Raw genomic sequence first — 16,289 nt, 5'->3', positions numbered from 1 at the left:
CGAAAGAGAATTATCGAACAGGTTTGACACTTTCGCGTCTGATGTAAGGTTATAATGTGTCTTGGGTACGTATTATTTATTGTTTTAAACGAACGTTTCTGTTTTTTTTGCTGCTTGCGCCGCTGTCTTTATCAGCACAAGAATTGCCTAAAGAGCGCAAGCTGAAAGCGGCATACTTACTCAACTTCACTAAGTATTTGACCTGGCCTGAAGGAAAAATCAACGACCGTGAAACAGCTTTTCGTTTATGTGTTAACAGCGACCCTTCGTTTTTTGCGTTTATGCAAGCACTCGTGGTCAAGTATAACCAGAGTAACGCAGAGCGCAAAATAGCCCTCAGCCATGTTAACAATGCCACGCACTGCCATATGGCTTATCTTCAAACGCCAGTGGAGCCATTTTTACCTCAGATTACGCGAGCGGTTATTGTGCTTGAATCATTAGATGTGCAGCAAAGTAATAGTGCTATTCGCTTTTACAGTCAGGCTAATAAGGTGCGTTTCGAATTCGACTTAGCACAGTTGGCTAACGTACAAGTGAAAGCAAGTTCTGAGTTGCTTAAATTGGCAAGGATTGCAGGAAAGTGATTTTTTCTAAGATCAAACAAGCTTCGTTTTTTCAAAAGCAACTGATCGCGATTATCAGCACTAATTTATTGATATTAGCGATTGCTGCGTTGTTAATTTATTCCGCTTTTGTGGACGATTACCGCGACAATTTAGTGAAAACCATGGACAGCAATGCATCCTTACTTTCTGCGGTCAGTCGCTCTGCCTTATTATTTAATGATGAGAGAGCAGGGCAAGCGATTTTGGCTTCATTGGCAAAGATACAGGCTGTACGTTATGCCCAGATCTTAGATCCCCGTAAAAACGTTTTCGCCGGCTACAACCGAGATGAAGGGGACATAGATATTGCTCCAGATACGATTGAGCCCGGTTATTTCTTTCGTGCCGATAACTTGTATTTAATGCAAGAAATTACCTTCGAACAGGACGTGCTTGGCTATATAGTTCTGTCGGCAGATACCCTGTCGTTACAAGCACAACAGCGCCATTACGCACAATTGGTATTTTGGGTTTTTATACTTGGTTCGGTATTGGCTTATTTTTTAAACTGGCGTATGCAGAGGCGCTTGCAGTTCCCAGTGAAACGTTTAATTAATCTGGTGGATTACGTTGCCAAAGAAGGACGTTATCACCAGCGTATATTTAACCGCCGAGAAGATGAAATTGGGCGTTTGGTCAATGGCGTTAATTCCATGTTAGATACCATCGAAGAGCATCAATTTAAACTCAGTGAACACAGTGGACATCTAGAAAGTTTGGTGCAACTACGTACTGAGCAGCTTTACCATAGAGCAAATTTTGACGCCTTAACCCAGCTGCCTAATCGTCATCTACTGACTGAAAATATTGCGAATGCAATTGAGAGATCGAAACACAGTGGTAGCCATTTAGCATTAATGTTTCTCGACCTTGATCGTTTCAAAGTGATCAACGACAGTTTGGGACATTTCATGGGGGATAAGCTACTAATCGAGGTCGCTAAAAAACTGCAACAAAAACTGAATTCCAACGAAGTGGTCGGGCGATGGGGCGGCGATGAATTCGTTATTTTGGTCGAAGATGCGCAAAGTGTCAGCACGATCAATGCGTTGGCAAAAGACATTATCGCCACCCTGAGCCTGCCGCTTACGGTAGCCGGGCATCAATTACATATTTCGACCAGTATCGGTATTGCTTGTTTCCCTCTGGATGGTGATGATGCATCTAGCTTGCTCAAGCATGCTGATACCAGTATGTATAAAGCTAAAGAACGCGGTCCCGGCCAATTTCAATTCTTTGATCAAGATATGCTCAGTGAATCAATTTGGCGTTTGTCACTTGAAACGCAATTGCGTGAAGCCGTAGCACAGCAAAAATTTGAGCTGGTATACCAACCAAAAGTGAATATTCAGGGCGAGACCGTAAGTGGTTTAGAAGCGCTCATTCGTTGGGACAATGGACAGGAGTCGGTTCATCCTTCGGTCTTTTTACCCATCGCTGAAGACATAGGGTTAATTGAATCTATCAGTGTATGGGTATTAAATCAGGCGTGTCAGCAAAATGCGCTTTGGCAACAAAGCGGGATTAATATAGTGCCGGTCGCGGTTAATTTGCCAGCATCATTTTTGATAGGCGCACATTGCCTTGAACTCATCGAAGACGCTTTAAAAAGTTCAGGATTAGCCGCGCAGCATTTAGAAATCGAAATTACTGAAAATACCTTTATTGCGTCAACTGAATTGGCGGTGAATGTACTTAATGCTTTACGCAAGCTAGGGGTAAATGTCGCTATTGATGATTTTGGCACCGGGTATTCTTCGATGAGTTATCTTCGAAATTTACCCATTAATACCTTAAAAATCGACGGTATATTTATTGATGATCTGACGCCGCAGAATAAGCTTGATATACCATATTCTGATGATTTACCGATTAAACGCGATGAAGGGATTGTGCGTGCCATCATCACCTTAGGGAAAAGTTTAGGTCTGAGTCTGGTGGCAGAAGGTGTGGAACATCAGTTTCAGGTGGATATACTAAGGGATATGGGCTGCGATATTATACAGGGGCATTATTTCAGTAAACCCTTGTCGGTAGAAGATGCAGGTATTTATCTGCGCAGTCATTCTAGTGTTACGCTATAAAAAAAACACGTGACATCAGGCTGTCAGTATTAACACGTTATCGTTTAATTTAGCTAACCTGAAACCATATTTTATTGGTTGGTATTTATTTTAGTGAGCAATTCTTAGTACTAGATATCTCTCAGGACTAGATATCGAAGCTTGGTTAACACCACATGCATTCTCCGAAATTGCTGCACCTGACCTGACGTAAATGGGTATCAAAGCAGTTGGCTGAATTTAATGCTTTAGCCATATACATACTCTATTTAACGTTACCATTGTCAATCGCTGTCTCTATTTTCAGACAGAATACCGAGCTTTATTCTTTCAAACGCAGCTGAACGACATTGTTAGCTAACTTTTATGGTGGGGCACATTATTCGTTGGCTGCGTCTTGAACGGCTTCGCCTGCGCTTTCAATATCCTGTCCTGCACCGTCGATAGTCGCGCATGAAGTTAGGCCCAGTACCAGAATAGCCACCAAAGCTGCTGAGTTTATCAATGTCTTTAATGTGCTTATCAATTTAGTTTTCATGGTTTTATCCTTTAATTTTAAGAATTCACTTATCTTGGTGAATATAGTGAGTCTTTGCATAAGTATTATTAAGCGATTCTCATGCCAATATTATTTTTTGATGGATAATATAAAAAAATCTATTTAATCAAATGCTTATGTTTGGTAGGGGGACAGCGAAATAGTGCAAACTGAAACTTATACTGGATCAATGACGATATTTTACTTGGTTAAAAAATGGGCTGGCTGGTGGTGAAGCGTTAAATACAAAAAAGCCGACCCTAGAAATGGGGTCGGCTGATTAGTTACTTTTGTTCAGTATCTAGGGGATCATACGTCTTTATTTAAACTACGCAGCACGTACTGAAGTATGCCGCCGTCGCTGAAATAACTAAACTCATTGGGTGTATCAATGCGAATTTTTGCAACAAAGCTAAACTCATTTTGCTCGCCTTTGACCGATACAGTCACCTCCTTCTGCCCGCTATCAACGGCACTGATAGAATATTGCTCGGTACCATCGAGTTTTAAGCTGGCGGCACTGTCACCTGGATTAAATTGCAACGGCAGAATTCCCATGCCAATCAAATTTGACCGATGGATCCGCTCGTAACTTTCGGCAATCACGGCTTTTACGCCGAGTAACAGTGGACCTTTTGCGGCCCAATCTCTGGAACTTCCTGTGCCGTACTCTTTACCGGCGATCACGACAGTGGGGGTACCTTGTTCTTGATACTGCATGGCGGCGTCAAAAACAGACATCTGTTCTTTTGATGGTTGAAAGCGTGTCCAGCCGCCTTCGGTACCGGGTGCTAACTGATTTTTTAATCTAACGTTGGCAAATGTGCCGCGCATCATAATTTCGTGGTTACCCCGACGAGAACCAAACGAGTTAAAGTCGTGCTCATCTACGCCATGGGCTTGCAGATATTGCGCTGCTGGGCCATCGGGCGCTATGCTGCCCGCAGGAGATATATGATCCGTGGTAACACTGTCGCCAAGTTTCAATAAACAGCGGGCGTTTTCAATGGCGCTAATGGCCTCAGGTTGTTGTTGAATGCCGTCAAAGAAGGTTGGTTTTTTCACGTAGGTAGATTCAGGCCAATTATACTGTTCGCTATCGACGACATCTAAATTGTTCCAGGTCTCATCCCCCTCAAAAATATGGCTATAGCGTTCCGAGAACATCTCACTGTTCACCACCTCAGTAACCAAGGTTTGAATTTCGTCATTGGTGGGCCAAATATCACGCAGGTAAATTGGCTTGCCTTCATGACTGGTGCCAAGGGGTTCTTTAAGTAAATCAATCTGCATGTTGCCTGCTAGAGCATAGGCAATAACCAACGGCGGCGATGCCAGATAATTTGCTTTTACATCGGAATGAATACGCCCTTCAAAGTTACGATTACCGGAAAGAACCGACGTGACATTCAGTTTTTCTTTACGGATCGCAGCGCTGATAGGTTCTGGTAGCGGGCCTGAATTACCGATACAGGTAGTGCAGCCATAACCCACTAGGTGAAATCCTAAGTTTTCCAGTTCATGGGTGAGGTTCGCTTTGTTTAGATATTCGGTGACAACTTGTGAGCCCGGTGCAAAGCTGGTTTTGACCCAAGGTTTAACAGACAATCCCAGTTCACTGGCTTTTTTGGCCAGTAAGCCCGCCGCTATTAATACAGAGGGGTTGGAGGTATTCGTACAACTGGTAATGGCAGCAATCACCACTGCACCGTCGTTTAAGCTAAAACGTTGTCCGTTGTATTCAACCTGAGCGGAATTTTCGCTTTTTTCAGCTTGGTGGCCACCTTCTGATTCAAAACGTCCTTTTTCGGGATCATCAGTGCTGAGAATGAGCTTCTCTTGCTCAGATAACCAAGCGCTGAACTGGCTTGCCGCCTCGGTTAGAGGGATCCTGTCTTGGGGACGTTTGGGCCCAGCGATGGACGTCACCACTTCAGCTAAGTCGATGTGCAGATTAGCGTGATAAATAGCACTGTTCTGGGCTTCAGAGCCCCACATGCCTTGCGCTTGGGCATAAGCTTTAATCAGTTTTATGTTGCGCTCTTCGCGGCCCGTTAAGCGCAAGTAGGTTTCGGTTTGTTCATCGAGTGGAAATATGCCACAGGTTGCCCCGTATTCAGGAGCCATGTTGGCGATGGTTGCTCGATCGGCGATGGTTAACTGTTTGATCCCTTCGCCGTAAAATTCCACAAACTTACCCACTACACCAAACTCACGCAGTTTCTGGGTAATCGTTAGCACTAAATCGGTTGCAGTGGTGCCAGGAGGCAATGCTCCTGTGATCTCCATGCCGACGACCTCAGGGATAAGCATGGTGACAGGTTGGCCGAGCATAGCGGCTTCAGCTTCAATGCCACCCACGCCCCAACCTAAAACACCTAGGCCGTTGATCATGGTGGTATGGGAATCTGTGCCGACTAACGTATCGGGGTAGAGCAGTGTCTGGTCTTCCTGTTCTTCTATAAACGTAACTCGGGCTAAGTATTCCAGGTTGACCTGATGCACTATGCCTTTACCCGGAGGAACCACTTTGAAATTATTGAACGCTTTTTGGCCCCAGCGCAGAAATTGATAACGTTCTTTGTTGCGCTCAACTTCTTTGGCAGTATTTTTATCAAAGGCGTCGCTTTGGGCGAAATAATCCACCATAACAGAGTGATCAATCACCAGTTCTACTGGTTTTAGCGGGTTGATTTTTTGTGGATCTCCACCTAAGTCGACCATGGCATCGCGCATGGCAGCTAAGTCTACGACGGCGGGTACGCCGGTAAAATCTTGCAATACCACTCGAGAGGGGACAAACGCGATCTCAGTGGAATCGCTGTCATTGATATCCCAATTGGCGAGTTTTTGTATGTCCTCGTCTTGCACAAAGCTTTCTTGGCTGTGACGTAATAAATTTTCGAGTAAAATTTTAGCGGCAAAAGGTAAACGCTTAATGTCGTGTGTGTTAGCTAGGCTATCGAGGGCGTAATAGGAAAATTTTTCGCCATCTAAGGTCAGGCTTTTTAGATAAGGGGAGGCTTGCTGCATGATGTTCTCCGGCTGTCAGGCTTTTACGCAAAATGTGTTACGTAGCTGATGGTGAATGTGCAATAAAGAGCGTGCTGAACGTCGCTCTTTATTGCCTGTTTAATGAAGTTCCGTCTAGATTTTTGGTAAACTTTGCAACGTACGTTTGACCTTAAGTTTATAGTCAAGATCGTTTAACAAGTCATGATCGCACTCAGGGCAATGTTCGATATCTTCAGCGGGTAAGGTACAGTGTACCCGTTGCTCTAGCCAGTTAATGTCGTTGATATGTTTAGGCGCTAACAGTAGCTTCTTACCACCTGGCAACCAATTGTGCGTGTCGATGACCAGCATGGGCACTTCCCAGTTTTCGGTATCCAAAATTAAATCATGAATATGCCCAACGGTTTCGCCACCAGCGATAACATCGTAACCTTGCAACTCATCAATAGAGCGCAAATGATTTGCGTGGCTCTTTTCATGTTCCTGTAGATTGCTGTTTGCTTGTTCGAGAGCCTGTTGATTAACCAATGCCGTGGGGTGGGCATATTCGCCCCAAGCCCCAGGCCCAGTCCAGTAGTAACCGTAACCTAGATAGGAAAACAATATCTCCTCGTATTCCCGAGATACGGTTTTTTCTTCATCGATGGAAGGGCTGTCTTTAACTTGTTGCTTGCTTAAAGCAACGTGGATTTTTTCATCCTCTGTGTCAATTTCTCTCAAGGATATGGGAGAAATAAGCACTTTCTCCCCTAGGGGCAGCCATTTGTGCGTATCGACATACATGTATCGAACCGTCCAAGCTCGGTCATCAAACAAAAAGTCTTTGATGATACCGATATCGCCGTCTGTTGCTGCTATGGTAAATCGTTGAATGTCTCGTAAACCTGCAAGCATGATGCTCTCCCTACTAGTGAATGCGAATAGGTCAAATGAGAAGTGCTTGTTAAGCCGTTTTTACCCTTGTTAGGGGTATGAAACGTACCTGACAGAGTACTCACACTGACTATTCAAAAATAGTTAATGCTTTCGATATACGCAAAGAGTAAGCCAGCATGAATGCAAGCTTTTCAGCGCCTACAGTATACTAGCTAGGGACGATTAGGTGGATTTACAAGTTCAGTTGGAAGGTTTTATTCAAGGTAACAATTACCAGATGGACTGTAATATTTACAGTTCATCTGGTAATAAAGGGATTATCGTAGAGGACGTTAAATAGGGCCTTTATCGAAACTGGGCAAGTCTTTTATGCTGGGCAACCATTTAAGTGCGGCGCTAGACCAAATTTGTCGTTTGGGGGGGAGTGCGTGGCGCTGCTCGATTGCCCCTATGCGCAGATTATAGATCTTAGGCTCGTCGCCCACGGCAGAGGCATAAATGCCAGTGCCACAATGCTCACAAAATCCTTGAGCGCGATGGTTGCCACTTTGCGCGATCTTGACGTATTCCTTAGGTTTGCCTTTGGTAAACGTTAACCCATCAAGTTCGGTGACAACGACTGTGCGAAAAGCACTGGCAGACAATACTTGGCAATCGGCACAATGGCATATCATGGCTTTTTCAGGATCGACAACTGCACTAAATTCTAGTTCGCCGCAGTGGCAACGACCGGTAATGTTCATAACACGTCCTCATTATATTAGATTGATACCGTCATCAGGGATGACGGTATGATTGAACTGGGGGTAGGTGTTCGTGCTGAAAACCGGGTGGTTTTATCCTAGCGTTTTCCAGCATACAAAAAACACACTAAATAGGGTTAAGATTGTTAGGCAGGTCAGGGTATAGATACGAAACGCACCTTGAGGTTTGTGCTCTGGGCTAACGTCAGCGCCCATCATCACCTTATAATTTAACCAGGCATATATGGGCGCGCTAACAAACGAAACCGTGGTAACAAAATCCAACAAGGCTTTAATGTCGGCGCTAAAATCGGTAATGATCCACCAGCTACCTATGGCTAAAATGGCTAACGACAGCAAATAAACGATGCCGCCGCCCCGGCTTTTAGGGGCAGCGGGGGATGTCTGGGTAGGTGCCAAGTTTGTATTTGTTGCTTTATCACGGTTTAATTCATAGGCTCGCTTCCACACTTGCGGGAAACCATCAGCAACAGCAAAGGTGGTTGAAAATAGTGCCACAAAGGTCACTATGGCCATTAACAACCAGCTCCAATCTCCCAAAGCCGTACTATATATACTGACCAATTGACCGGCAAATGCGGCGGCAGAATCAGCGAAACCATCGCCTTGGCCAAACATCAATAAGGCACCTAACCATAAAAAGATGATAGCCAATAATAAGCTAACCCCATAACCGATATTAAAGTCGGTGGTGGCATTCTTGGCGTTTTCGGCACCGGGCTTGGCGCCTCGAGATAAAATCCACAGGGAATGCCACACTGATACTTCAATGGCTGTGGGCATCCAGCCGATAAGCGCAACGATAAACGCAATGCTGGCCGCGGCACCTAAGCTAATCGTAGGGGCATCCACTGATGGGGTAAAGCCCAAGCGTCCGATCGCAGCAAACCAAGCGATTACGCTACAAACAACCAGAATTAACATCATCCATTTAAGCATGGTATTGAGTACTTTGTAATGCCCAATCAAAAGTACGGCGCATACAATACCCAATACCAACGCTGCCCACTGGGAAAGGGATAGCACATCACCAAACAGGTTCATCGCCAGTGCTGCGGTGACGATTGTCACACCAGATTGGACAAAAAACATGGTGAGGAAGGTTAAGGCCAGAAATAAATAAAACGCCCACTTGCCGACTGAACGATAACCATCAAGTAAGCTTTTTCCGGTTAAGCCTGCGTATTTAGGACCAAACAGGAAAAAAGGGTATTTCACCACATGGGCCAATAATATGAAGCCCAGTAAGGCGAAACCGAAATCGGCGCCCGCACGGGTGGCTTGAACGATATGTGATACGCCAATGCTAGTGGCGGCCCAAACGATACCTGGCCCGAGTAAGGCCATTATTCTAGTGAGTTTCATGATACTGCTACCGTTTTATGAATGATTTTTGATCAATCTCTATTTGGATAAATTTCAGTATGCTGTTGATTGATGCTAAAAACTTCACATCCATCCAGTCCATACACGTTTAGGTATTTTGCTTGTTACATAAATAAAGCATTAACATTTTTGGCAATTCATCGCATAACGCCTGTGAATCTAATTCGCACGCGATGGCCGGGGTAATTTGTGGATAAAGTACTTTATCCAGTAAGGTACTGATCAAGGTGAATATGACCAAATTAACCGCTGCGGTTTTATCTGCCGCTGTGATATTGGCACTGAATCTGAGTAAAATATTGGCAATACGGGTGTACACTTCTCGTCTGTCGACCAGCGCTTCGCCTACCACCAGGTCTGAATGCAGGCGGGAGTTAAGATGTATGGTACGAAATAAGCTACGATTGGCGGCAAAGAAATCATGGCATTGTTGAGTAACACCGCTAACCGCATGTGATAAAGAGGCGTACTGATTTTGTTCTAGGGCGTCAATCCAAGCGATTAGATCTCGGCCGAAATCCTGATATAGAAGTGGTAATAATGTGTCTTTATTCTTAAAGCGCCGATAAAAGGTCCCCACAGACACATTGGCATGCTCACACAATTCTTTGATACTGATATGCTCAAAAAATTTACTTTGTAGGCAATGATGTACCGCGTTCATTAGATTCCGCTGGGTGTCTTGACTGCGTTGTTGTTTGGCAGGGATAACACTTTGTGTTGGCATTCCTAAATCATTCTCTTATATCACTGGTCATTATCACAACATCACACCGTAAATTAGCGACAGGATCATGCCGTTTTTGATAAAAAACAGCAATATAAGAATACCACTAGCTTCGCTCAGAAATGTTGCGAGATGATTCTTATATTGCTTCACGGTCAACTAATTAGCTTGTGCCATATAATCTAACGTCAACTGAGTTAGCGCAGCTGTGCCTAAATGAAGTGCGTCTTCGTCGGCAAAAAAATAGGGGGAGTGGTTACTGGCGGCTTTGCTGGCATCTTGGTCTTGGGGCGTAGCCCCTAAAAATACAAACAAGCTTGGGATCTCGAGTGCGTAGAACGAGAAGTCCTCGGCACCGGTTATTTTCGGGGTTACTACAACCTTATCCTCACCAGCCAGCTTGTGTAAACTTGGCAACATTTGCGCCGTCAAGGCGGGATTGTTGATCGTCACTGGATATCCTTCAATAATGTCGACCTCTGCCGTTGCGCCAGACGAAGCTGCAATGTGAGTAGCGGTATGTTTAATTTTATCAAAAATGCGTTGTCGATTGTCCATATCGAAGTTACGTATGGTGCCCACCATTTCGACTTCCTCGGGAATGATATTATTACGCACACCGCCGGATATTTTGCCAAATGATATAATGGCGGGCTCTTTGGTGATGTCGATTTGACGGCTTATAATGTGGTTAATGCCGGTTACAACTTGGGCCGCTGCCGAAATAGGATCTACTCCATTCCAAGGCGTTGAGCCATGCGTTTGCTCGCCGTGAATAGTAATTTCAAATCGGTCTGCGCTGGCCATAAACGGGCCACTACGATAACCAAGATACCCTGTGTTCAGACCAGATGTAATATGTAGACCAAATGCTACCTCAGGTTTGTGTTTTTTGAATATACCCTGTTTTAGCATCAGTTCTGCGCCGCCTTCTTCACCTTCTGGCGCCCCTTCTTCCGCGGGTTGAAAAACGAACATCACTTTACCGCGTAACTGCTTTTTCATACCGGCTAATACTTCTGCCGCTCCCATCAACATCGCCACGTGTGTATCGTGACCACAGGCATGCATAATACCCACATCGACTCCTCGGTAATGGGTCGTTAGGGTTGATTTAAAGGGTAAATCACCTTTTTCAGTAACAGGTAGGGCGTCCATATCGGCACGTAACATGACCGTGGGGCCGGGTAAATCGCCGGTTAATATGCCGACAACTCCTGTGTACGCAATATTACGCTCGACCTGTATGCCTAATTGCTCAAGATGTGATGCGGCCATTTCTGCGGTGCGAGTTTCTCGGTTACCGAGCTCGGGATGCTGATGAATGTCACGGCGCCAAGCGATGACTTTATCTTTGACGTTTGCGAGTTGCTGCTGGGGAACGTCATTTGCTCGTGCTGTCATGGTATGAAGTGATGCTATTGATACTACCAATGTCATAAGCGCTGTTTTCATCTTATTTTCCTTGCGTGTTTTGGGTCTGCCGATAGGGCAATTAAGGCGTTTTATTGTGTGTATTTGTAGCCTTAACCTTGCCGTTAGTTAAGCATAGTAAACTGATAATTATCGATATGTAAATCAAGATTCACAATGTGCTCAGTCATATTGCTCATAAGAATGATTCTCATCGCCAGATGTCGATTGTTATTTATACGATCTTTAATTGTTTAATTTTTGTAAATGCATGATTTTAATAACGAATATTTACAATTTATCGCTGGTTGTGCTTTGTGCCGTGGAATTGTATTTGCTAGTATCCGCGCATCAAAAAATGAGTGAAGCATGTCGCAGATCAATATGGCGTGTTTTAACGTGTGTTAAGCCCCTTGGATTAAACGTTGAATCAACAAGCCCCCCATTCACACAGTTTCAAGCGACGCAGTAGAGCGTTGATGAAGCTATCACGTCATTCGCTTTTAGCGAAGGTGTGCTTTGTGACTGGTGTTATTGGGCTGTTCGGATCGTTTACCGTTTTTCTTGGCGGTTTCTACGAAGGTGCGGAGTTTGTCGGCTTAGCCTTAGACTTCTCGTCTTTTGATTTACTCAGTACCGCGCTATTTTTATGGGTAATGGTCCTTAGTGGTTATTTTGCACAACATTATCTGTGGCTATTAAATCTAGTGCCTGATTATGTGTTGCGTAACCTGGCGGCCAAACCCAAACCCCTATTTATTGTTCCCGCAGTTATCAGCCAAGTGCCGTCTGCCCATGGATCACGCGCTCCTCCCTTATTTTCTTAGCGGCTCAAATCGTTAAATAAGCTGTTGCTTCTATTTTGTGTCAATCATGTGCTGAGTTTTGCGCATCACGCCTGATACAGATCCATTGCAGATATTTTTACACTTATTTTATCTTGAGCCCGCTCACGCGTTAAGTCCGGCATGGCCGGAGTTTGATTCTGCCTGATTCACTAAAGGCAGTGCTATAAATAATGTGGGTAGGGGAATTCCTTTGTTAATCCGTAAGTTAGGTTATTCGGCTTTGACGGCAAGTCTATTGCTATTGTCGGGCTGTGAAGGTGGTGTGCTTGATCCAAAAGGTCAGGTAGGCATCGATGAAAAGTATTTAATTGTGGTGGCAACGGTCTTGATGCTGCTGGTAGTTATTCCGGTTATTGGAATGACGTTATATTTTGCTTGGCGTTACCGTGAGGGACGTGAGCAAGAGATTTATGATCCTAAATGGGCGCATTCCACCAAGATTGAAGTGGTGGTGTGGTTAATTCCGATTGTTATTATTGCCATTTTGGGCACCCTCACTTGGTATTCCACGCAAAAGCTTGACCCGTACAAAGCGTTAGAGCACGACCATAAACCTATCACCATTCAAGTGGTCTCGCTGAATTGGAAATGGCTATTCATATACCCCGAGCAAGGTATTGCCACGGTAAATGAAGTGGTTTTCCCGAAAGATGTACCCGTGGAATTTAAGATCACGTCTGATACCACTATGAACTCATTCTTCATTCCGCAATTGGGTAGTCAAATATACTCCATGGCGGGTATGACAACGCGTGTCAACTTGATTGCCAATGAAGCAGGGCAATTCGACGGCATTTCTGCCAATTACAGTGGTGCTGGTTTCACCGGTATGAAATTTAACGCGATCGCTAAGCCGAGCGAACAAGCATTCGATGAATGGGTGCTTGCCGTTAAGCATAGTCCTGCAATCCTTACTGATGAGCGTTATGCGCAATTGGCTCTGCCTAGCGAAAACAACCCGGTGGACTACTTCGGGTCAGTGGAAAGTGAACTATTCAACCATGTTGTGATGCAGTTTATGGGCACCATGGATCATCACGAACAATCTGAGCATTCAGCTCAAATGCACATGCAGGCGGAGGACTAATTATGTCGCTATTAGGAAATCTTACCCTTGACGCCATTCCGTACCACGAACCCATTATTATGGTAACGCTGGCCGTGATTGGTGTCATCGGCTTGGCTGTTGTTGGCCTTATCACAAAATATGAAAAATGGGGTGTGCTGTGGAATAACTGGCTCACCTCGGTGGATCACAAACGCCTTGGTATGATGTACATCATTTTGGCGCTCGTTATGCTTATTCGTGGCTTCTCTGATGCCATTATGATGCGTGCACAACTCGCGATCGCCACCAATGGCTCTGAGGGGTACTTGCCCCCAGAACACTACGACCAAATATTTACCGCCCACGGCATCATCATGATCATCTTCATGGCCATGCCTTTTATGATTGGTTTGATGAACATAGTGTTGCCTTTGCAAATTGGCGCCCGTGATGTGGCATTCCCCTTTATGAATAACCTGAGCTTTTGGCTTACAGCCTCAGGTGCCGTATTGATTAATATCTCTTTAGGTTTAGGGGAATTTGCGAAAACCGGTTGGTTGGCATACCCGCCATTATCGGAGATGTCGTTTAGCCCTGGGGTAGGGGTCGATTATTATATTTGGGCCTTGCAGATATCCGGCATAGGAACTTTGCTCACAGGGGTTAACTTTCTTGTCACTGTGTTCAAAATGCGTGCGCCGGGTATGAAGTTAATGCAAATGCCGATCTTCACCTGGACATGTACCTGGGCAAATATCTTGATTGTGGCCTCTTTTCCAATTCTAACCGCCGTACTGGGTTTATTGACCTTAGACCGTTATTTGGATTTCCACTTTTTTACCAACGACGGCGGCGGTAACGCCATGATGTATATCAACCTTTTCTGGGCTTGGGGTCATCCTGAAGTTTACATTTTAGTCTTACCGGCTTTTGGTATTTTCTCAGAAGTAATTTCGACTTTCACCGGCAAACGTTTGTTTGGTTACACCTCAATGGTGTGGGCCAGCGGTGCGATCTCTATCCTTGGTTTTGTGGTGTGGTTACATCACTTCTTCACCATGGGCTCAAGTGCTGATGTGAACGCTTTCTTTGGCGTGATGACTATGATTATTGCCATACCCACAGGAGTCAAATTATTCAATTGGCTATTTACTATGTATCGCGGACGTTTGCGTATCACAGTGCCTGTTTTGTGGACCTTAGGTTTTATGGTGACCTTCAGCATAGGAGGTATGACAGGGGTATTACTGGCAGTACCTGGGGCAGATTACGTACTACACAATAGTTTGTTTCTTGTGGCGCATTTCCATAACACCATCATAGGTGGCGCAGTATTTGGCTACATGGCCGGTTTCGCGTTTTGGTTCCCTAAAGCAACGGGCTTTCATCTGAACGAGCGCTTAGGTAAATATTCGTTCTGGTGCTGGCAGGTTGGTTTCTATGTGGCCTTTATGCCGCTTTACGTATTGGGCTTTTTAGGTATGACCCGTCGCCTTAATCACACGAACAACCCAGATTGGAACATTTGGTTGTATATAGCAGCGTTAGGCGCGGTGATCATTTTTGTTGGCATCATTCTGCAATTCGTCCAGTTGTACGTGAGCATTCGTGATCGTGAGCAAAACCCTGACTTAGATGGCGATCCGTGGAACGGCCATACCCTTGAATGGTCAACGGCATCACCACCGCAGTTTTATAATTTTGCCACCTTACCTAAGGTGCACGACATAGATGCATTTACCGATATGAAAGATAAAGGCATAGAGTATCAAGCGCCAGATGAGTACTTACCTATTCATATGCCTCGAAATACAGCGGCAGGCATGCAAATAGCCGGCGCGCTGGGCATAGTGGGTTTTGCCTTAATTTGGCATATTTGGTGGTTAGCGATAGTTGGCTCAGTGGGTATGGTAGTGGCCTTAATTGCCCGCTGTTACGCCAGCTATGTGGATTATTATGTTGAGCCCCAGGAAATTGCCGAAATTGAACAGGCTCACCTTGCGAATGTCGCAACGGTGAAGGAGGAACTCGTATGAGCGCGGTACCAGAAACCCTAAAATTTGTCCCTGAGCACGGTTTAGATACCGAGCATCATGACGGGGGACATGGTGAACATCATGATACCTCGGGTAATACCTTATTCGGCTTTTGGCTGTACTTGATGACGGACTGCATCTTGTTTGCTTCCGTTTTTGCCACCTACGCGGTGTTGTTCATGAACACCGATGGCGGCGTATCAGGTAAAGATATATTCGACCTTAATTTCGTGGCGATTGAAACTGCGGCTTTGTTAGTCAGTAGTATCACTTATGGCTTCGCGCTGTTGTGTGCCCACAATCAAAACCGCGCAGGTACCCTGTTGTGGTTGTTGGTCACTATGGCGTTGGGGTGCGTGTTTATTTCCATGGAAGTGTATGAATTTCATCATTTAATCGTAGAAGGAAACGGTCCCGATCGCAGTGCCTTTTTAAGCTCGTTTTTTGCCTTAGTCGGCATGCATGGTTTGCACGTTACCGCGGGTTTAATTTGGATGCTAGTCATGGTGTTTGAGGTATTAAAACGCGGCTTAGGCACACAAACCGTTACCCGCTTGGGCTGCCTGAGCTTATTCTGGCATTTCTTGGATATCGTGTGGGTCTGTGTATTCACTGTTGTTTATTTATTAGGGGCAATGTGATGAGTCATTCAGCAGAAGGCGCTGCTCACGGCAGCGTAAAATCGTATTTAATTGGCTTTGTATTATCTGTGGTGTTGACCGCGATCCCATTTTGGATCGTGATGACCGGTAACTTTAGCAAAGCCACCACCTTTTACAGTGTAATAGCGCTGGCCGTTGTACAAATCGTGGTGCATTTGAAGTACTTTTTGCATCTCGATTTTTCGGTCCGTGGACGTATGGATACCTTTGCGTTTTTGTTTACCGCACTGATTATTGTCATGGTCGTTGGATTATCCATTTGGATTATCTATAGCGCCAACGCAATGATGATGTAAAGGGAGGCC

At 45.0% G+C, this 16,289-nt stretch carries 14 protein-coding genes; 7 read left to right on the top strand and 7 right to left on the bottom strand.

The genetic code is table 11. The annotated features are described in order from the left end of the window. Window positions 1-56 precede the first annotated feature (56 nt). Both GPLA_RS22180 and GPLA_RS22175 read left to right on the top strand, forming a co-directional pair. The gene (locus GPLA_RS22180) at window positions 57-587 is read left to right on the top strand and encodes a YfiR family protein (RefSeq protein ID WP_007107279.1); all 531 of its coding nucleotides are present in this window, start codon (window positions 57-59) and stop codon (window positions 585-587) included. Further along, on the top strand, window positions 584-2,692 hold the full coding sequence (locus GPLA_RS22175) for a putative bifunctional diguanylate cyclase/phosphodiesterase (protein ID WP_007107278.1): 2,109 nt from the start codon (window positions 584-586) through the stop codon (window positions 2,690-2,692). Before GPLA_RS22180 ends, GPLA_RS22175 begins: the two co-directional genes overlap by 4 nt. Window positions 2,693-3,050: 358 nt before the next feature. Here the strand turns inward: GPLA_RS22175 and GPLA_RS23360 are convergent, their stop codons facing one another. The 7 genes from GPLA_RS23360 to GPLA_RS22145 form a co-directional block, all read right to left on the bottom strand. Further along, window positions 3,051-3,209, bottom strand: a complete 159-nt coding sequence (locus GPLA_RS23360) for an entericidin A/B family lipoprotein (protein WP_007107277.1) — start codon at window positions 3,207-3,209, stop codon at window positions 3,051-3,053. 309 nt (window positions 3,210-3,518) lie between these two features. Further along, entirely contained in the window at window positions 3,519-6,242 is a 2,724-nt protein-coding gene (gene acnA / locus GPLA_RS22170) for an aconitate hydratase AcnA (protein ID WP_007107276.1), read from the bottom strand. Window positions 6,243-6,356: 114 nt separating this feature from the next. Beyond that, window positions 6,357-7,118, bottom strand: coding sequence for a PRC-barrel domain-containing protein (locus GPLA_RS22165; protein WP_007107275.1), 762 nt, complete (start codon window positions 7,116-7,118; stop codon window positions 6,357-6,359). A gap of 314 nt (window positions 7,119-7,432) precedes the next feature. Beyond that, window positions 7,433-7,843, bottom strand: a complete 411-nt coding sequence (locus GPLA_RS22160) for a GFA family protein (protein WP_007107273.1) — start codon at window positions 7,841-7,843, stop codon at window positions 7,433-7,435. Between the two features lie 93 nt (window positions 7,844-7,936). Continuing rightward, window positions 7,937-9,229, bottom strand: coding sequence for an NRAMP family divalent metal transporter (locus GPLA_RS22155; RefSeq protein ID WP_007107272.1), 1,293 nt, complete (start codon window positions 9,227-9,229; stop codon window positions 7,937-7,939). 109 nt (window positions 9,230-9,338) lie between these two features. After that, window positions 9,339-9,977 carry a TetR/AcrR family transcriptional regulator gene (locus tag GPLA_RS22150; protein WP_007107271.1) on the bottom strand — a complete coding sequence of 213 codons (639 nt, stop codon included), beginning with the start codon at window positions 9,975-9,977 and terminating at the stop codon, window positions 9,339-9,341. A 159-nt stretch (window positions 9,978-10,136) separates the two neighbouring features. Beyond that, window positions 10,137-11,432: an amidohydrolase gene (locus GPLA_RS22145; RefSeq protein WP_007107269.1), complete on the bottom strand. Its 1,296-nt coding sequence runs from the start codon at window positions 11,430-11,432 to the stop codon at window positions 10,137-10,139. Between the two features lie 479 nt (window positions 11,433-11,911). On the opposite strand from GPLA_RS22145, the gene GPLA_RS22140 reads away from it, so the two are divergent. From GPLA_RS22140 to cyoD, 5 genes are all read left to right on the top strand, one after another. Further along, complete coding sequence (locus tag GPLA_RS22140) at window positions 11,912-12,217, top strand: hypothetical protein (RefSeq protein WP_007107268.1); 306 nt, start codon at window positions 11,912-11,914, stop codon at window positions 12,215-12,217. A 211-nt stretch (window positions 12,218-12,428) separates the two neighbouring features. Further along, on the top strand, window positions 12,429-13,325 hold the full coding sequence (gene cyoA, locus GPLA_RS22135) for a ubiquinol oxidase subunit II (RefSeq protein WP_007107267.1): 897 nt from the start codon (window positions 12,429-12,431) through the stop codon (window positions 13,323-13,325). Between the two features lie 2 nt (window positions 13,326-13,327). Continuing rightward, on the top strand, window positions 13,328-15,322 hold the full coding sequence (gene cyoB / locus GPLA_RS22130; RefSeq protein ID WP_007107266.1) for a cytochrome o ubiquinol oxidase subunit I: 1,995 nt from the start codon (window positions 13,328-13,330) through the stop codon (window positions 15,320-15,322). Continuing rightward, window positions 15,319-15,963 carry a cytochrome o ubiquinol oxidase subunit III gene (cyoC, locus tag GPLA_RS22125; protein ID WP_007107265.1) on the top strand — a complete coding sequence of 215 codons (645 nt, stop codon included), beginning with the start codon at window positions 15,319-15,321 and terminating at the stop codon, window positions 15,961-15,963. The genes cyoB and cyoC overlap by 4 nt, the downstream gene beginning before the upstream one ends. Then, window positions 15,963-16,280 (top strand): cytochrome o ubiquinol oxidase subunit IV, encoded by a 318-nt coding sequence (gene cyoD / locus GPLA_RS22120; RefSeq protein WP_007107264.1) that lies wholly within the window; start codon window positions 15,963-15,965, stop codon window positions 16,278-16,280. The genes cyoC and cyoD overlap by 1 nt, the downstream gene beginning before the upstream one ends. The last annotated feature ends 9 nt before the right edge of the window (window positions 16,281-16,289 follow it).

This window comes from Paraglaciecola polaris LMG 21857 (assembly GCF_000315055.1).
GTDB lineage: Bacteria > Pseudomonadota > Gammaproteobacteria > Enterobacterales > Alteromonadaceae > Paraglaciecola > Paraglaciecola polaris.
This window is presented reverse-complemented; position numbering and strand designations above follow the sequence as displayed.